We start from the raw sequence: 16,312 nt of genomic DNA on the forward strand, positions 1-16,312 counted from the left end.
GCCGGCTCACTCCTACACGGGGATTGTGGTGTTCTCGGGGATTAGTCGTCTGCTGTGGGATCGAGGTCCGGGAACATCACTTCGGTAAAACCGAACTTAGTGAAGTCGGTGATCCGCGACGGGTACAACCGACCGATCAGGTGATCGCATTCGTGCTGCACAACCCGTGCGTGGAAGCCCGACGCAGTGCGCACAATCGGCTCGCCCTTCGGATCAAACCCTTCATAGCGAATCTGCTGATAACGATCCACCGCACCGCGCAACCCCGGTACCGACAGACAGCCTTCAAAGCCCTCTTCCGTCAGCGGACTCAACGGTGTGATCAGTGGATTGATCAGGATCGTCTGCGGCACCGCTTCAGCGTCCGGGTAACGTTCGCTGTGTTCGAAACCAAAGATCACCAGTTGCAGATCGACACCGATCTGCGGCGCAGCCAGGCCGACACCACCGACGCTTTCCATGGTCTGGAACATGTCGTCGATCAGTTGCCACAGCTCAGGGCTGTCGAACATCTCGGCCGGCACGGGCGGGGCGATACGCAGCAGGCGCTCGTCGCCCATTTTCAGAATTTCACGAATCATGATCAGACTTCGTCAGTGTCCGGCTTGAGCGAATGATCGCGGCCCAGGCCCGAGACGTGTTGTTTGGGATGTTCATCGAGTTCGCCGGGGACTTTCTCACCCGCATCCTTGCCCTCGCTGGACATGTGCTCGATCACCGCATTCATCTCGGCGCCAAGCAACAGCACCGCGGCGGAAATGTAGAAATACAGCAACAGCACGATAATCGCCCCGATGCTGCCATACATCGCGTTGTAGTTGGCGAAGGTTTTCACGTAGAACGCGAACCCCAACGAGGCGATGATCCACACCACCACGGCCAGCACCGAACCGGGGGTGATGAAGCGGAACTCCTGTTTGACGTCGGGCATGACGTAGTAGATCAGTGCCACGGCGACCATCATCAGAATCACGATCACCGGCCAGCGCGCAATCGTCCACACGGTGACGATGAAGTCTTCCAGACCCACCTGCGCGGCGATCCAGCCCATCACTTGCGGCCCGAGCACCATCAGCGCGGCGGCCACCAGCAGCATGCCGGCAATGCCGACGGTGTAGACAATCGACAGCGGGAAACGCTTCCAGATCGGCCGGCCCTCGACCACGTCGTACGCGGCGTTCATCGCGCTCATCATCAAGCGCACGCCCGCGGAAGCGGTGTACAGGGCGATAACGATACCGACTGAAAGCAAGCCACCCTTGGACTGCTGCAACTGGTCGATCACCGGATTGACCTGCTCCAGCGCCTGTGGCGGCAGGACCAGTTCCGATTGCAGGCGCAGCCAGGAGAAGAAGTCCGGCAGGTGCAGGAAACCGATCAGGGCAATCAGAAACAGAATGAACGGGAACAGCGAGAACAGCATCTGGTAGGCCAGTGCCGAGGCGTAGGTCGACATCTCGTCGTCGACGAATTCAGTGACCGTGCGCACCATCACCCGGTGCAGGGGCAGACCTTTCATGTCCGGAAAAATCATTCGCGTCTCCTTTCGCCGCAATACAGGTTGAAGTCGTGGCGACTCAGGGGCCGTTTTTTACATCAAGGTAGCCTGTTTGGCGAACCTTGCCGGGTCTCTGCAGAATTTCGACACAAAAACGGCCATCCTTGGATGGCCGTTCTTGTCTTTCGTTCAAGGCTGAATTACGCCTTGTCGACGCCTTTTTTGACCGCGTCCTTGGCTTTGCCGACCGCTTGCTGGGCCTCACCTTTTTTCTCTTGAATCTTGCCTTCGGCCTGCAGCTTGCTGTTGTCGGTGGCTTTACCGACGCCTTGCTTAACGTTGCCGACCGCTTCGTTGGCCATGCCTTTTACTTTATCGCCTGTGCTACTCATGGTGTTTCTCCTTGGTGCAATTAGGGGGAAAAGTCAGTACGTAATGATTGACTGGCCGGGTTTGCGCCAAGTTTCATTTATTTTCAGGGGTTCATTTCGTCGTGGCGTGCAGGTTGGGCTTTATGTTTGCGTGCGTAGCCCCGAGAATGCGCAACATATGGGCGCCAATCGCCAGGAACTGATCCCGCAGGAATGTTATGAAACTCGATAAAACGCAGGCCATCGCCCGACGCAACAAGGAACTGGGCGGTGCCGTGCTCGGCACCAACAACTGCCATTTCGCCGAACTGAACCGTAACCGCAACATCTGGTGGTTCGACCTGCCAGTGTCGCGTTTGGCCATCGGTCAGTACGAGTGGATTCACTTGCTGATGCACACGCCGGCCACTGACGAACTGCTGCACCTGAAAGTGCCGACGGTGTTCCTGCGTGAAAAGCTTGAAGGGCTGGTGATTCGCAACGAAGGCAAGCGTAAAGCGGCATTGAGCCTGGAATTGAGTGCGGACAAGGATTCGTATCTGCAGGACATGCGCCCGGCGGGGACTAATGTGAATTTCGCGCCGTTCCGTCAATAGCCCTCACCCTAGCCCTCTCCCGGAGGGAGAGGGGACTGACCGAGGTGTCTGGGCAAGGTACGCCGACCTGAGATATCGAGTCGAACTCAGGTTCTGAACAGCCCCCGATCGGCTCCCTTCCCCCTCGCCCCCCTGGGGGCGGTCCGACGTTTCGGGAGGGTTGGGGTGAGGGGGTAGGATTTACCGGACACTGCAAACTCCCCCGCATACACCAACAAAAAGCCCCGCATCTGCGGGGCTTCGTGTTTTAGGCGGCGGACTTGGCCTTGATCTTCTTCAGCTCTTCATCACGCAACTCGCGGCGCAGGATCTTGCCGACGTTGGTGGTCGGCAGCGCATCGCGGAATTCCACCGAACGCGGCACCTTGTAGCCGGTGACGTTGGCGCGCATGTGCTCCATCACCGTTTCCTTGGTCAGCGTGACGCCCGGCTTGGCAACGATGAAGATCTTGATCGCCTCGCCCGACTTCTCGTCCGGCACGCCGATGGCCGCGCACTGCAACACGCCCGGCAGGGTCGCCAGCACGTCTTCCAGTTCGTTCGGGTAGACGTTGAAACCGGAGACCAGAATCATGTCTTTCTTGCGATCGACGATGCGCATGTAGCCGTCCGGCTGGATCAGCGCGATGTCACCGGTCTTCAGCCAGCCTTCGCTGTCGAGCATTTCATCGGTGGCTTCCTGACGCTGCCAGTAACCCTTCATCACTTGCGGGCCCTTGACGCACAGCTCGCCGATTTCACCCAACGGCTGCTCGACACCCGCATCGTCGATGACTTTGCACAGTGTCGATGGCACCGGAATACCGATGGTGCCGATCTGGATGTTCTGGATCGGGTTGACCGTGGCCACCGGACTGGTTTCGGTCATGCCGTAACCTTCACAGATAGCGCAACCGGTCACCGCTTTCCAGCGCTCGGCAGCAGCCAGTTGCAGGGCCATGCCGCCGGACAAGGTGACTTTCAGCGCAGAGAAATCCAGCTTGCGGAAACCTTCGTTGTTGCACAGCGCCACAAACAGCGTGTTCAGGCCGACGAAACCGCTGAACTTCCACTTCGACAGTTCCTTGACCATCGCCGGCAGGTCGCGCGGGTTGCTGATCAGGATGTTGTGGTTGCCGATCAGCATCATCGCCATGCAATGAAAGGTGAACGCATAGATGTGGTACAGCGGCAGCGGCGTGATCAGGATTTCGCAACCTTCATTGAGGTTGGAGCCCATCAGCGCTTTGCACTGCAGCATGTTGGCGACAAGGTTGCGATGGGTCAGCATCGCGCCTTTGGCCACGCCAGTAGTGCCGCCAGTGTATTGCAGCACCGCAACGTCGCCGCTGTGCGGATTGGCTTCGGCCACCGGCTGGCCCTGGCCCTTGCTCAACACGTCGTTGAACTTGACGGCTTTGGGCAGGTGATAGGCCGGCACCATTTTTTTCACGTACTTGATGACGCTGTTGATCAGCAGACGCTTGATCGGCGGCAACAGGTCGGCGACTTCAGTGACGATAACGTGTTTGACGCCGGTTTTCGGCACCACGGCTTCGGCCAGGTGCGCCATGTTCGCCAGGCACACCAGCGCCTTGGCGCCGGAGTCATTGAATTGGTGTTCCATTTCCCGCGCGGTGTACAGCGGGTTGGTGTTGACCACGATCAGCCCGGCGCGGATCGCACCGAAGACGGCCACCGGGTACTGCAGAACGTTGGGCAGTTGCACGGCGATTCGATCGCCGGGCTGCAAATCGGTATGCTGTTGCAGATACGCGGCAAACGCACCGGACAATTCGTACAATTCACCGTAGGTGATTGTCTTGCCCAGGTTGCTGAAAGCCGGTTTGTTGGCGAAGCGTTGGCAGGATTGCTTCAACACTGCCTGAATGTTCGGATACTCGTCCGGATTGATGTCGGCAGCAATTCCAGCCGGGTATTTATCCTTCCAAAAGTCTTCGATCATGGAAGCCCACTCCTCAGCAACGCGAATTCTTCACCGCATTTGATGCGATTATTATTGGTGTGTGTTTGGTATTGGTGAATCTGGCTTTTATATAGGCCGAGAAGTCACAAAGCGCGCCGAGAGTAGCAGCTTTGCCAAGGGTCGACTAGAGCCAAAAGCGGCCCCTACAGTCATTATCATGACTCAAGACTATCTAGCAGTCATTTTAGAGCAAAAATCCTAGAACAACCTTAAAGCCCCGGTTTTCGGGGACTTAAAGCAAAAGATCGCAGCATTCGGCAGCTCCTACAGGAAATGTATTCCAAGGTAGGAGCTGCCGCAGGCTGCGATCTTTTTGCTGCTGGTCTTTAAGCGATATCGCGCAACTCGCGCCGCAGAATTTTCCCGACAGGCGTCATCGGCAATGACTCACGCAACACAATGTGTTTCGGCACTTTGTAAGCGGTGAAATTCTCTTTGCAGTAGGCTTTGAGCTCTTCAAGACTGACCCCCGTTTCCCGCGCCACCACAAACAACTTCACCGCCTCGCCCGAGCGCTCGTCCGGCACGCCGATCACTGCGCAATTGGCGACTTTCGGATGCGCCATCACCACGTCTTCGATTTCATTGGGGTACACGTTGAAACCGGAGACGATGATCATGTCCTTCTTGCGATCGACGATTCGCACAAAACCGTCCGGATCGATCACCGCAATGTCACCGGACTTGAACCAGCCCTCGGCATCCAGCACTTCGGCGGTGGCTTCCGGTTTGTGCCAGTAGCCCTTCATGATCTGCGGGCCCTTGATGCACAACTCGCCGCGCTCGCCCATCGGCTGTTCGACACCGTCATCGTTGATGACTTTCAGCAACGTGCCCGGTACCGGCAAACCGACCGTGCCCAGACGCGATTGATCGCCGTACGGGTTGGTACAGGCCACCGGTGAAGTTTCGGTGAGGCCGTAACCTTCGGTGATGCGGCAACCGGTTATTTGCTCCCAGCGCTCGGCGGTGGCCTTGACCAGCGCGGTGCCGCCGGAGTTGGTGAGCTTCAGACTGGAGAAATCGAGGGTCTTGAAATCCGCGTGATCCATCAGCGCCACGAACAAGGTGTTCAAGCCCAGCAGCGCCGAGAAGCGCCAGTTCTTCAACTCCTTGATGAAGCCGGCAATGTCGCGCGGGTTGGTGATCAGCACGTTGTGGTTGCCGGAAACCATCATGCACATGCAGTTCGCCGTGAACGCATAGATGTGATACAGCGGCAGCGGCGCAATCATCACTTCCTGGCCTTCGCGCAGCAGCGGCTGGCCGTCCGGGCCGAGTTGCGCGAGACAGGCGCGCACTTGCTGCATGTTCGCCACCAGATTGCCGTGAGTGAGCATCGCGCCTTTGGCCAGGCCGGTGGTGCCGCCGGTGTATTGCAGCACGGCGATGTCGTCGAGACCGACCTTCAGCGGCTTGACCCCAAGGCCACGGCCCATGCGCAGTGCACTTTTGAAGGAGATCGCCTGCGGCAGCGAATACGCCGGGACCATTTTCTTCACTTTACTGACCACGGTGTTGACCAGCCAACCCTTGGCAGTGGGCATCAGGTCGCCCATCTTCGCTTCGATCAGGTATTGAATGTCGGTGTCGGGCAGCACTTCCTGGACTTTCTGGCCGAACATGTTCAGGTACACCAGTGCTCGTGCGCCGGAATCCTTGAACTGATGGCGCATCTCCCGCGCGGTGTACAGCGGGTTGGTGTTGACCACGATCAGCCCGGCACGCAGTGCACCGAACACGGCAATCGGGTAATGCAGGACGTTGGGCATCTGCACCGCAATGCGATCGCCCGGAACCAGATCGGTATGCGCCTGCAGGTAACCGGCGAAGGCGGCGCTCTGACGCTCGAGTTCAGCGTAGGTCAGGGTGATGCCCATGTTGCTGAACGCCGGGCGATCAGCGAACTTCTTGCAGGAACGCTCGAACACCTCGATCACCGACTTGAACTCTCCCATGTCGATGTCCAGCGGTACGCCGGCCGGGCGTTTGTCGTTCCAGAAATCAGGTTGCATTGTTCTTATCCTCTTTACCTGAGCTGATCCGGGGCCGCTTTCTGTCATTTCTGAAAAAGCGGAGCTTCACGGACACTAGCAGTTATGGCCATTGAGGCAAATATGGGCAAAGCCGTCATTGATCGTGTGAATCTTCCTGCCGTGGCGTGGGCTGATCAGACGCGCTATACAATGATCCGACTCTGAGCAAAGGAATCGCCATGATCCACGACACCCTATGGCTGGACGCGAGTGACCGCAGCCGCCTGTTCGTCAATCAATGGCTGCCGGCGGCGCCGTTGAAAGCGGTGATCCTGCTGGCCCACGGCATGGCGGAACACAGCGGCCGCTACGCACGACTGGCCGACACGTTTTGCGACAAAGGATATGGCGTGTATGCGCCGGATTTACGCGGACATGGCAAAACCGCCAATCACGGTACCCTCGGCCACTTCGCCGATGACGATGGCTGGTGCAAAGTGCTCGGCGATCTGGCCAGCCTCAATCAGCACATCGGCCAGCAGCACCCCGGCGTGCCGATCATCCTGCTGGGCCACAGCATGGGCAGTTACATCGCCCAAGGTTATTTGCTGCATCACAGCGCCAGTCTGCACGGAGCGATTCTCAGTGGTTCCAACTTTCAGCCCGTTGCGCTGTACCGCGCTGCGCGGCAGATCGCCCGCCTGGAAAAACTCCGTCAGGGTGGCAAGGGCCGCAGTGCGCTGATCGAATGGCTGTCGTTCGGCTCGTTCAATAACCAATTCAAACCGGTGCGCACACGCTTCGACTGGCTCAGCCGCGATCCGGCGGAGGTCGACTTGTACGCCAACGACCCGCTGTGTGGCTTTCGCTGCACCAATCAACTGTGGATCGACCTGCTCGGCGGCTTGCAGCAGATCAGCAAAGCGTCCAATCTCGCGCAGATCGACCCGGGCCTGCCGCTGCTGGTAATCGGCGGCGAATGTGATCCGGTGAGTGAAGGCAAGCGTCTGACAGATCTGGCCAATGCCTTGCGCACGGCCGGCAGCCAGCACCTGCAACTGAAGATCTACCCGCAGGCGCGGCACGAATTGTTCAACGAAACCAATCGCGACGAAGTGATCGCTGATGTGCTGGCCTGGATCGATCAGGCCCTGAGCCATCCGCGCCCTCAGCGCAGCGAATAATTTTTTGTGGATTCACTGAATCCGTCACAGGAATCGAGACCGATGACCCAGGTTACCAACATCCCTTACGAAGCCCTCGAAGTCGGCCAGACCGCCAGCTACAGCAAGACCGTCGAAGAACGCGATATTCAACTGTTCGCCGCCATGTCCGGCGACCACAACCCGGTGCACCTTGACGCCGAATTTGCCGCCGCGAGCATGTTCAAGGAGCGTATCGCTCACGGTATGTTCAGCGGTGCTTTGATCAGTGCAGCGGTGGCCTGTGAACTGCCTGGGCCGGGCACTATTTATATTGGCCAGCAGATGAGTTTTCAGAAACCGGTGAAGATCGGTGACACGCTGACCGTGCGTCTGGAAATTCTCGAGAAGCTGCCGAAGTTTCGTGTGCGCATTGCCACTCGTGTGTTCAACCAGCGTGATGAGTTGGTAGTGGATGGTGAGGCGGAGATTCTGGCGCCGCGCAAGCAGCAGACGGTAACGTTGCCGACGCTGCCGGCGATCAGCATTGGCTGATTGATTTGTGGTGTGTCAGTGAGCGCTTTTCCCCCTCACCCCAGCCCTCCCGAAACGTCGGACCGCCCCCAGGGGGGCGAGGGGGAAAGGGAGCCGATCTCCGTGGTTTTCAGATCTTGAGTTCGACTGGATATTTCAGGTCGGCGTACCTCGACAGAACACCTGGATCAGTCCCCTCTCCCTCCGGGAGAGGGCTAGGGTGAGGGGCTCTTGCTTTGGCTTTCCCCCAGACATAAAAAAACGCCAGACTAGCTGGCGTTTTTTATAACCGAAAAGCGCTTACGAACGAGCACGAGCCTGGTTACGCAGGGCTTTCACCTGGTCGTGGTTGCGTTGTACGCCGTGGTATTGGCGTTCAACCAGATCACGAATACCCACCAGGTTGTGCTTGGTGATTTTCTCGAGGGCTTCTTTGTAGGCCTTCAGTGCGTGGTCTTCACCGCGCTCGGCTTCGTTCAGCACAGCTTCTTCATCCTTGCCGGTGAACATCGCTTTGACGTCGACCCAACGACGGTGCAGGTCACCGCTGACGCTGGTGGAAGTTTCCGGATCGCCGCCCAGCTTGCGAACTTCGGCCTGCAGTTCTGCTGCAGCGGTTGCGCAATCGGCAGAGCGGGTGACAAATAGGGTTTTCAGTTCTGGATGTTTGATGTCTTCGGCGCAAGTCTTGAACCCTTCCTGACCGTCCTTGCAGGTTTCAATCAGGTCATTGAGTACAGAGATGGCTTCTTTATTCATGTCGGTCATTTTTCAATTCCTTGCGATTGGTTGAAGATGCAAGGGATATTGCAGTGTGCGTGCCAGCTTTTTTATTTATAGAATTTCTTTAATTATCAATGAGTTAAAGATAAGTGAACTATCTGTATCACGGTTATTTGCATGATCTGTCATTTGGCCTGCATGCAGAATGCCTGTATTTTCCAAGCTGATTTGAAGCCAGACGAAATCCCTGATGAATCCCGAAAAACTCGAACTGCTGATCACCCGCGAAATGCCCTTCGGCAAGTACAAGGGCCGAATCATTGCTGACCTCCCGGGGCCGTACCTGAACTGGTTTGCCCGTGAAGGTTTCCCTCACGGCGAACTCGGCGGCCTGCTCGCGCTGATGCAGGAGATCGACCATAACGGCCTCTCGGACTTGCTCGAACCGCTGCGCGCCAAACACGGCAAACCTGCCCCGCGCCATTGAAGCGCCCTCCTCTCTAGAGTCAGCCGACCATGCCCGATAACACCCGCCGTGCCCGTGACGAAGCCTTCTGGCAAACGTTCGCCGACCGTTACGACGTTCAACCCGGTCCCGTGAACCTGGAAAACGGTTACTTCGGGCGCATGTCGCGCACAGTAATCGAGGAATACCAGCGCAATATCGAGCTGATCAACACCAGCAATTCGGTGTACGTGCGCCAGCGTTTCGAGCAGCACGACAACCTCGATATCCGTGCGCAACTGGCCGAGCTGATCGGTGTGCGCGCGCAGAGCGTAGCCTTCACCCGTAACGCCACCGAAGGCCTGCAGTCGCTGATCCGCAACTACAACCGTTTGCAACCGGGCGATCAGGTGCTGATCAGTGATCTGGAATACGACACGGTCAAAGGCGCCATGCGCTGGCTGGCCAGACATCGTGGCGCCGAGGTGATCGAGATTGCCCACGCGCACCCAGCGAGTTACGACAGCCTGGTGGAGACTTACCGCGAAGCGTTCAGCGGCCACCCGAAGATCAAGCTGATGGCCCTGACTCACGTCACTCACCGCACCGGTCTGGTGATGCCGGTTCAAGCCATCGCCGCGCTCGCCAAAGAGCATAGCGTCGATGTCATCCTCGACGGCGCCCATGCACTCGGTCAGATCGAGTTCGATCTTGATGCCCTCGGCATCTCTTTCGCCGGATTCAACCTGCACAAATGGATCGGCGCACCGCTCACCCTCGGCTTCCTCTATATCGCGCCGCAACGCTTGATCGATATCGATCCGGACATGGATGAAATGCATTACCCGGCCAATGATATCCGTGCGCGCACGTCGTACAGCACGCCGAACATTCCAGCACTGATGACCTTGCCACTGGTGTTCGAGGAGCACCGCTCCCTCGGCGGTGCGCCGGCCAAAGGCGCTCGCGTCAATTATCTGCGCAATCTGTGGGTCAGCGCGGTAAGGCACTTGCCGGGCATCGAAGTCATGACGCCAGACGATCCAAGGCTGTATTGCGGCATCACATCGCTGCGTTTCACCCGGCACGACGATCAACAAGCGATGGCGGAGCGCCTGCTCAATGATTACAACCTGTTCACCGTGGTGCGTAACGGCGCCGCCAGCGGACCGAGCATCCGCATTACACCGGGGCTGACCACCACCGCTGGCGACATGCAGTTGCTGGTTCGCGCGCTGAACGAGCTGCGCTAAAACACCGCGCCAGTGGACTTCTCGTAGCCAGCAAGGCCGATCTGCGACGACACCGCAAAGGTGTCGACGCCGATCGTCAGGCTGCCGAAGTAGCCGTCCTCAAGACCTTCCCCGCCAATCGCTCGCAACGACAGCCGCGAGGCGTCATCGCCCACCGCTTCACAGCCACATACACTGGGAAGATGCAGCCGTCCTGCCCAGGCCTCCTGATGTGACTGCGGGTGTTGATCATCACTGGCGATGCACACGGTCATGGCGATGCACGAGGCCCCGCCAGAGTGCTGATCCGGGTAAATACTGGTAAACCGCACGATGCCTTGGCTGTCGGTCGACTGGGCGCCGCACAGGCTGTCGGCGCCGATGTTCTGTTCGATCCGTACCTCGGCGCCAACCACTGGCTCACCGGTCATGGCGTCGACCAGGACCAGACGTAAAATCAGGGGCAGGCCTTCGATGCCGCCACTGATGTTGCGCACCTTGCCTTCGGTTTTGCGCCAATCGAAGCTGCCAGGGATATGAGTGTGCCGTTGCCGAAGAGGCTGATGGGGCAAGTCTGCTGATTGATGGTCGTCCATGAGGCGTTCTCTCTTCCGTAAGATGAACGCAGATTAGCGCCACGCCAACGCGGTTGTGCGGTAACTATGTATCGCGTCGTAACGGTGTCGATGTAGGCGCTGCCGAAGGCTGCGATCTTTTGATGTTGGCGCTCAAGAGCAAGGTCAAAAGATCGCAGCCTCGTTTCACTCGACAGCTCCTACATAGCTTCTACATAGCAATTTTCAGGCAAAAAAAAACGGTGCACCGACCAAGCGCACCGTAAAGCCGTAGAACACACAACGAAGTGTCTGGTAACAATCAGTCCAGCAGCGCCAATGCCTCGGCGGTGCATTCCTGAATACGCGCCCAGTCGCCGTTCTTGATCCACTCCGGATCAAGCATCCAGCTACCGCCGACGCACATGACGTTTTTCAGCGCCATGTAGCTCTTGATGTTGGCCGGGCCGACGCCGCCAGTCGGGCAGAATTTCACTTCGCCGAACGGGCCGCCGAGGGCCTTGATTGCCGCCACGCCACCGCTGACCTCAGCCGGGAACAGCTTGAAGCGGCGATAACCCAGACCATAACCTTCCATGATGCCGGAGGCGTTGCTGATGCCCGGCAACAGCGGAATCGGGCTGTCGACGCTGGCTTCGAGCAAGTCACGGGTAATGCCCGGGGTGACGATGAATTGCGAACCGGCCGCTTCGGCAGCAGCCAGCATGTTGCGATCCAGTACGGTGCCGGCACCGGTCATCAGTTCTGGACGCTGGTCGCGCAGGATCTGAATGGCCTTGAGGCCGAACTGCGAACGCAGGGTCACTTCCAGCGCGGTCAGACCACCGGCAGCCAGAGCGTCGGCCAGTGGCAGCACGTCCTGTTCACGAGCGATGGTGATCACCGGCAGGATCCGCGCCTTGGCGCAGAGGCTGTCGATCAGGGCAACTTTGTCCGCCATGGAAACGGTCGGGGATGGGGTTGTCATAGCGGCTGTTCCTTGGCTCATGGGCACCAGTAAATCTCTAACGTAGGTTGCAGAAACGCGCGCACCGGCATGGTGGCGACGTCGTCGGATGCCAGTGCGGCATTCAGGGTGGTCAGTTTCGACTGACCGGAAATCGACAGAATCTTGTGCTTCGCAGAGGCCAGCAGCGCTCGGCTCATGGTCAGACGCTGACGCGGCACGCTCGGCGCCAGCATTGGCCAGCAACGACGCGCGCCATCAGCCTGCAAGGCTTCGGTGAGGTTCGGGCTGTCGGGGAACAGCGACGCGGTGTGGCCGTCATCGCCCATGCCCAGCACCAGCACGTCAATCGGCGGCAATTCGGCGAGCAAGCGATCAGCCTGTTCAGCAGCCTGCTCGACGTTGGCCGCCGCGCTATACAGGCTGAGGAACTGCGCCTTGGCCGCCGGGCCTTTGAGCAAGTATTGCTTGAGCAAACCGGCATTGCTGTCAGCGTGTTCAACCGGTACCCAGCGCTCATCGGCGAGGGTCACGACGACCTTCGACCAGTCCAGATCCTGCTTGGCCAGGTGCTGGAAAAACGCCACCGGGCTACGACCGCCAGACACCACCAGCACCGCGTTGCCGCGTGCCGCAATGGCGTCGCTCAATTGCTTGGCGACGTTCAGCGCCAGACCTTCGGCCAACAGCACCGGGCTCTTGTATTCGTGAGCGTTCACGCCCGCAGGCAGTTGCACATCAGATATCGCCATACCACGACCTCCCGTCCCGCGTGATCAATGCAATGGAGCTCATCGGCCCCCACGACCCGGCCGCATACGGCTTGGGCGCGTCACCGGATTTTTTCCACCCGGCGATCAGCTGGTCACACCACTTCCACGCGGCTTCAATTTCATCTTTACGGACAAACAGGTTCTGATTGCCGTTCATCACTTCCAGCAACAATCGCTCGTAGGCATCGGGGATCCGCGCGCTACGCCAGGTGTCGGAGAAATTCAGTTGCAGCGGCCCGCTGCGCAGTTGCATGCCTTTGTCCAGGCCCTGCTCTTTGGTCATCACGCGCAAGGAAATGCCTTCGTCCGGTTGCAGGCGGATGATCAGTTTGTTGCTGATCTGCAGGCGTTGTTCCGGCGCAAAAATGTAGTGCGACGGTTCCTTGAAGTGGATGACGATCTGCGACAGTTTCTGCGGCATGCGTTTGCCGGTACGCAGGTAAAACGGCACGCCGGCCCAGCGCCAGTTGCGGATGTCGGCACGCAGAGCGACGAAGGTTTCGGTGTCGCTCTGGGTGTTGGAATTCGGTTCTTCGAGGTAACCCGGTACGGATTTGCCTTCGCTGTGGCCGGCGATGTACTGCCCGCGCACGACCTGCGTGGTCAGGCCTTCCGGACTGATCGGCGCGAGCGCCTTGAGCACTTTGACTTTCTCGTCACGGATACTGTCGGCGGACAGGTCAGCCGGCGGGTCCATGGCGATCAGGCAGAGCAACTGCAACAGGTGATTCTGGATCATGTCGCGCAGTTGGCCGGCCTTGTCGAAGTAGCCCCAGCGGCCTTCGATGCCAACCTTCTCGGCCACGGTGATTTCCACGTGGGAGATGTAATTCTGGTTCCACTGGGTTTCGAACAGGCTGTTGGCGAAACGCAGGGCGATCAGGTTCTGAACGGTTTCTTTGCCCAGGTAGTGGTCGATGCGGTAGGTGCGGTTTTCCGGGAAGAACTGCGCTACCGCGTCGTTCACCTTGCGCGACGATTCGAGGTCGGAGCCGATCGGTTTTTCCAGCACCACGCGGGTATTTTCTGCCAGACCGACTTTCGCCAGGTTCTCGCAGATCGCGCCGTACACCGCTGCCGGCGTGGCGAAGTAGGCAATCATGCGTTGCGTGCTGCCAGCCAGTTCGGCCAGCGCCACATAATCTTCAGATCTGAGGAAGTCGACGTGCAGGTAGGTCAGGCGTGCGAGAAAACGCTCGGCGACGGCCTCGTCCAGCTCTTTGCCTACATAACGACGCAGTTCGGCGGCGATGAACGCCATGTGCTGTTGCTCGGAACCTTCTTCACGGGCCAACGCGATGATGCGCGTGTCCTCGTGCAGCAGATCAGCGCCATCGAGGTGATAAAGGGCAGGAAACAGCTTGCGCAGGGCCAGATCGCCAAGCGCGCCGAACAAGGCAAAGGTGCACGGTTCAACCGTAATCGAAGGCATGATGTTTGTTCTTTTATCAAGTTAAGCTACAAATACCTTTTTTCAAGGCATCACTCAAGGGAAAATGTAGTAATAACCACAACATTTTCGCAAAATACAGATTCCGAGTGGTGGTCGGTCGGAGCCATCAGTAGGATAGGCCACCGTTACGGGCCATATCAAAGGCCCAATTTGCATAGCCCGGCGCACCTTTGCGCAGGTGAATTAGGAATTCCATATGGACCGCGTGCGAAATTTACTGGAACAGATCCAGAGTCGCCTTGAAGACCTGAACAAGGCCGAACGCAAAGTCGCCGAGGTGATCCTGCTCAACCCGCAGCAGGCCACCCGCTTCAGCATCGCCGCCCTCGCCCAGGCGGCCTCGGTGAGCGAACCGACGGTCAACCGTTTCTGCCGTTCGTTCGGTGTCAGCGGCTATCCCGAACTCAAGCTGCAACTGGCGCAGAGCCTGGCCAGCGGCGCGGCGTATGTCAGCCGCGCGGTCGAGGCCGACGACAATCCCGAGGCGTACACACAGAAGATTTTCGGCAGCGCCATCGCGTCGCTGGACAGTGCTTGCCAGGCGCTCGATCCGAACCTGATCAGCCGCGCCGTCGACCTGTTGATTCAAGCACGACAGATCCACTTCTTCGGCCTTGGTGCTTCGGCACCGGTGGCGCTGGATGCGCAGCACAAGTTCTTCCGCTTCAACCTCGCCGTCACCGCGCACGCCGATGTGTTGATGCAACGGATGATTGCCTCGGTGGCGCACACCGGTGAGTTGTTCGTGATCATCTCCTACACCGGCCGTACCCGTGAGCTGGTCGAAGTGGCGCGCATTGCTCGCGAGAACGGCGCTTCGGTGTTGGGTTTGACGGCGGAGAATTCGCCGCTGGCCAAGGCGAGTACCTTGAGCCTGAATATTCCGTTGCCGGAAGACACCGACATTTATATGCCGATGACGTCGCGGATCATTCAGTTGACGGTGCTGGATGTGTTGGCGACCGGGATGACCTTGCGTCGCGGAGTGGATTTCCAGCCGCATTTGCGCAAGATCAAAGAGAGCTTGAATGCCAGCCGGTATCCGGTGGGTGACGAGTTTAATTAGGACGCTTCGCGTAAAAGATCGCAGCCTTCGGCAGCTCCTACAGGGGTTGATCGTTCCCACGCTCTGCGTGGGAATGCAGCCCGTGACGCTCCGCGTCACTGGACGCGGAGCGTCCCTTGAGGCATTCCCACGCAGAGCGTGGGAACGATCATCAAAACCCTCTAAGCCGCCGCCCACGCCTGCAAACTCAAATGCGCCTTCTCCCCCGGCGCCAGATGCAGACTGTCCGTCCCACCCGCCGCCGCTTCCACGCACACGAACTCGGAAATCTCATCCCACGTCACGCCCAACAACGGCCGCGCTCCCGGATGCCACACCACCGTGTCCGCGCTGTCCCCGGTATCGATGCACAACTCACGCTGCCAGGCGTGATCTTTCAACTGCAATTCGCCGTCGTGCTGGAACACCCGCTGACAGCCGCCATCCACTCGCAACTCACCTTCCTGCTGGCAAACCTGGCGATTCAACTGGTCATAACCCTGCGCCCCTTCGAGCCCAGACAGCGCTATCTCACCGACATCGCCAATACGCCAGTAAGCGTGCAAAGCCTGGCTCAACTGGCACGGCATGTCGTCCTGATGCTCGGTGCTCAGGCGTAATTCCATGCGTTCGCCCAGGTGTGCATGCAAATCAACCTGCCAGTCGCACAGCTGTAACTGCCAGTGCAGGCGCACGCCGTCTTCGGCGCTGCTGCTGTCGAGCAACTTCCAGTCGAGCAAACGCGCCCAGCCATGCGATGGCCAAGCGTTTTCGCTCGGATGACGGCCATACCACGGCCAGCACACCGGCACACCACCGCGAATAGCGCCGACATGCGGCCACTTCGCCGCACACCACAACCACGGCTTTTGCCCACGCGGCTGAAAGTGCAGCAACTGCGCGCCCTGACGACTGAACACCGCCTGACACAGCGGGTGATCGATCACCAAGACGTCGCGCATCTGATAGCGCTCCCAGGCGAACACCGGTTGTTCACGCAGGGATTTGAAGAAGCGTTGTAGCGGATGCTCATGCAT

17 protein-coding genes are annotated in these 16,312 nt (G+C 58.7%); 6 read left to right on the top strand and 11 right to left on the bottom strand.

Going from position 1 to position 16,312, the window contains the following annotated elements; translation table 11 throughout:
- Positions 1 to 41: 41 nt before the first annotated feature.
- The 3 genes from def to ACM6JQ_RS07205 form a co-directional block, all read right to left on the bottom strand.
- Positions 42 to 581, bottom strand: a complete 540-nt coding sequence (gene def, locus ACM6JQ_RS07195) for a peptide deformylase (protein ID WP_007917839.1) — start codon at positions 579 to 581, stop codon at positions 42 to 44.
- Between the two features lie 2 nt (positions 582 to 583).
- Positions 584 to 1,534 (bottom strand): YihY/virulence factor BrkB family protein, encoded by a 951-nt coding sequence (locus tag ACM6JQ_RS07200; RefSeq protein ID WP_007917840.1) that lies wholly within the window; start codon positions 1,532 to 1,534, stop codon positions 584 to 586.
- A 164-nt stretch (positions 1,535 to 1,698) separates the two neighbouring features.
- On the bottom strand, positions 1,699 to 1,890 hold the full coding sequence (locus tag ACM6JQ_RS07205; protein WP_007917841.1) for a CsbD family protein: 192 nt from the start codon (positions 1,888 to 1,890) through the stop codon (positions 1,699 to 1,701).
- A 197-nt stretch (positions 1,891 to 2,087) separates the two neighbouring features.
- Between ACM6JQ_RS07205 and ACM6JQ_RS07210 the strand changes: the two genes are divergently transcribed.
- Positions 2,088 to 2,465: a hypothetical protein gene (locus ACM6JQ_RS07210; RefSeq protein ID WP_007917843.1), complete on the top strand. Its 378-nt coding sequence runs from the start codon at positions 2,088 to 2,090 to the stop codon at positions 2,463 to 2,465.
- A gap of 247 nt (positions 2,466 to 2,712) precedes the next feature.
- Here ACM6JQ_RS07210 and fadD1 read toward each other — a convergent pair whose 3' ends face one another.
- Together fadD1 and fadD2 are read right to left on the bottom strand one after the other, a co-directional pair.
- Positions 2,713 to 4,410 (bottom strand): long-chain-fatty-acid--CoA ligase FadD1, encoded by a 1,698-nt coding sequence (fadD1, locus tag ACM6JQ_RS07215; protein ID WP_007917844.1) that lies wholly within the window; start codon positions 4,408 to 4,410, stop codon positions 2,713 to 2,715.
- 347 nt (positions 4,411 to 4,757) lie between these two features.
- Entirely contained in the window at positions 4,758 to 6,446 is a 1,689-nt protein-coding gene (fadD2, locus tag ACM6JQ_RS07220; protein ID WP_095112256.1) for a long-chain-fatty-acid--CoA ligase FadD2, read from the bottom strand.
- A 200-nt stretch (positions 6,447 to 6,646) separates the two neighbouring features.
- Here fadD2 and ACM6JQ_RS07225 point away from each other — a divergent pair, with 200 nt between their 5' ends.
- Complete coding sequence (locus ACM6JQ_RS07225) at positions 6,647 to 7,591, top strand: lysophospholipase (RefSeq protein WP_414893481.1); 945 nt, start codon at positions 6,647 to 6,649, stop codon at positions 7,589 to 7,591.
- Positions 7,592 to 7,633: 42 nt separating this feature from the next.
- On the top strand, positions 7,634 to 8,104 hold the full coding sequence (locus tag ACM6JQ_RS07230) for a MaoC family dehydratase (RefSeq protein ID WP_003227420.1): 471 nt from the start codon (positions 7,634 to 7,636) through the stop codon (positions 8,102 to 8,104).
- 279 nt (positions 8,105 to 8,383) lie between these two features.
- Here the strand turns inward: ACM6JQ_RS07230 and ACM6JQ_RS07235 are convergent, their stop codons facing one another.
- Complete coding sequence (locus ACM6JQ_RS07235; RefSeq protein ID WP_007917852.1) at positions 8,384 to 8,851, bottom strand: ferritin-like domain-containing protein; 468 nt, start codon at positions 8,849 to 8,851, stop codon at positions 8,384 to 8,386.
- A 205-nt stretch (positions 8,852 to 9,056) separates the two neighbouring features.
- On the opposite strand from ACM6JQ_RS07235, the gene ACM6JQ_RS07240 reads away from it, so the two are divergent.
- Positions 9,057 to 9,293: a DUF3820 family protein gene (locus ACM6JQ_RS07240; RefSeq protein WP_003227425.1), complete on the top strand. Its 237-nt coding sequence runs from the start codon at positions 9,057 to 9,059 to the stop codon at positions 9,291 to 9,293.
- A 29-nt stretch (positions 9,294 to 9,322) separates the two neighbouring features.
- Positions 9,323 to 10,504, top strand: a complete 1,182-nt coding sequence (locus ACM6JQ_RS07245) for an aminotransferase class V-fold PLP-dependent enzyme (protein ID WP_007917855.1) — start codon at positions 9,323 to 9,325, stop codon at positions 10,502 to 10,504.
- Here ACM6JQ_RS07245 and ACM6JQ_RS07250 read toward each other — a convergent pair.
- The 4 genes from ACM6JQ_RS07250 to zwf all read right to left on the bottom strand — a co-directional run bounded on the left by ACM6JQ_RS07250 (position 10,501) and on the right by zwf (position 14,209).
- Positions 10,501 to 11,079 carry a hypothetical protein gene (locus ACM6JQ_RS07250; protein WP_095112261.1) on the bottom strand — a complete coding sequence of 193 codons (579 nt, stop codon included), beginning with the start codon at positions 11,077 to 11,079 and terminating at the stop codon, positions 10,501 to 10,503. The two genes, ACM6JQ_RS07245 and ACM6JQ_RS07250, sit on opposite strands and share 4 nt — an antisense overlap.
- Before the next feature lie 280 nt (positions 11,080 to 11,359).
- Entirely contained in the window at positions 11,360 to 12,025 is a 666-nt protein-coding gene (locus ACM6JQ_RS07255; RefSeq protein WP_008082815.1) for a bifunctional 4-hydroxy-2-oxoglutarate aldolase/2-dehydro-3-deoxy-phosphogluconate aldolase, read from the bottom strand.
- A 17-nt stretch (positions 12,026 to 12,042) separates the two neighbouring features.
- Positions 12,043 to 12,756, bottom strand: a complete 714-nt coding sequence (gene pgl / locus ACM6JQ_RS07260) for a 6-phosphogluconolactonase (RefSeq protein WP_414893482.1) — start codon at positions 12,754 to 12,756, stop codon at positions 12,043 to 12,045.
- Entirely contained in the window at positions 12,743 to 14,209 is a 1,467-nt protein-coding gene (gene zwf / locus ACM6JQ_RS07265) for a glucose-6-phosphate dehydrogenase (RefSeq protein ID WP_007917863.1), read from the bottom strand. The genes pgl and zwf overlap by 14 nt, the downstream gene beginning before the upstream one ends.
- 226 nt (positions 14,210 to 14,435) lie before the next feature.
- Between zwf and ACM6JQ_RS07270 the strand changes: the two genes are divergently transcribed.
- Positions 14,436 to 15,296, top strand: coding sequence for a MurR/RpiR family transcriptional regulator (locus tag ACM6JQ_RS07270; RefSeq protein WP_171057240.1), 861 nt, complete (start codon positions 14,436 to 14,438; stop codon positions 15,294 to 15,296).
- 161 nt (positions 15,297 to 15,457) lie between these two features.
- Here the strand turns inward: ACM6JQ_RS07270 and ACM6JQ_RS07275 are convergent, their stop codons facing one another.
- A complete protein-coding gene (locus ACM6JQ_RS07275) occupies positions 15,458 to 16,312 on the bottom strand; it encodes a D-hexose-6-phosphate mutarotase (protein ID WP_007917868.1) in 855 nt (284 codons plus the stop codon).

The sequence above is a fragment of the Pseudomonas sp. IT-232MI5 genome (genome assembly GCF_949767845.1).
GTDB lineage: Bacteria > Pseudomonadota > Gammaproteobacteria > Pseudomonadales > Pseudomonadaceae > Aquipseudomonas.

Excerpts from the sequence above, each read along its gene's own strand:
- ACM6JQ_RS07210 (WP_007917843.1), top strand. The coding sequence starts at position 2,088 with ATGAAACTCGATAAAACGCAGGCCATCGCCCGACGCAACAAGGAACTG.
- ACM6JQ_RS07230 (WP_003227420.1), top strand. The coding sequence starts at position 7,634 with ATGACCCAGGTTACCAACATCCCTTACGAAGCCCTCGAAGTCGGCCAG.
- ACM6JQ_RS07200 (WP_007917840.1), bottom strand. The coding sequence starts at position 1,534 with ATGATTTTTCCGGACATGAAAGGTCTGCCCCTGCACCGGGTGATGGTG.
- ACM6JQ_RS07205 (WP_007917841.1), bottom strand. The coding sequence starts at position 1,890 with ATGAGTAGCACAGGCGATAAAGTAAAAGGCATGGCCAACGAAGCGGTC.
- ACM6JQ_RS07235 (WP_007917852.1), bottom strand. The coding sequence starts at position 8,851 with ATGACCGACATGAATAAAGAAGCCATCTCTGTACTCAATGACCTGATT.
- fadD2 (WP_095112256.1), bottom strand. The coding sequence starts at position 6,446 with ATGCAACCTGATTTCTGGAACGACAAACGCCCGGCCGGCGTACCGCTG.
- ACM6JQ_RS07275 (WP_007917868.1), bottom strand. The coding sequence starts at position 16,312 with ATGCATGAGCATCCGCTACAACGCTTCTTCAAATCCCTGCGTGAACAA.
- ACM6JQ_RS07255 (WP_008082815.1), bottom strand. The coding sequence starts at position 12,025 with ATGACAACCCCATCCCCGACCGTTTCCATGGCGGACAAAGTTGCCCTG.
- ACM6JQ_RS07245 (WP_007917855.1), top strand. The coding sequence starts at position 9,323 with ATGCCCGATAACACCCGCCGTGCCCGTGACGAAGCCTTCTGGCAAACG.
- fadD1 (WP_007917844.1), bottom strand. The coding sequence starts at position 4,410 with ATGATCGAAGACTTTTGGAAGGATAAATACCCGGCTGGAATTGCTGCC.
- pgl (WP_414893482.1), bottom strand. The coding sequence starts at position 12,756 with ATGGCGATATCTGATGTGCAACTGCCTGCGGGCGTGAACGCTCACGAA.
- ACM6JQ_RS07240 (WP_003227425.1), top strand. The coding sequence starts at position 9,057 with ATGAATCCCGAAAAACTCGAACTGCTGATCACCCGCGAAATGCCCTTC.
- zwf (WP_007917863.1), bottom strand. The coding sequence starts at position 14,209 with ATGCCTTCGATTACGGTTGAACCGTGCACCTTTGCCTTGTTCGGCGCG.
- ACM6JQ_RS07250 (WP_095112261.1), bottom strand. The coding sequence starts at position 11,079 with ATGGACGACCATCAATCAGCAGACTTGCCCCATCAGCCTCTTCGGCAA.
- ACM6JQ_RS07225 (WP_414893481.1), top strand. The coding sequence starts at position 6,647 with ATGATCCACGACACCCTATGGCTGGACGCGAGTGACCGCAGCCGCCTG.
- def (WP_007917839.1), bottom strand. The coding sequence starts at position 581 with ATGATTCGTGAAATTCTGAAAATGGGCGACGAGCGCCTGCTGCGTATC.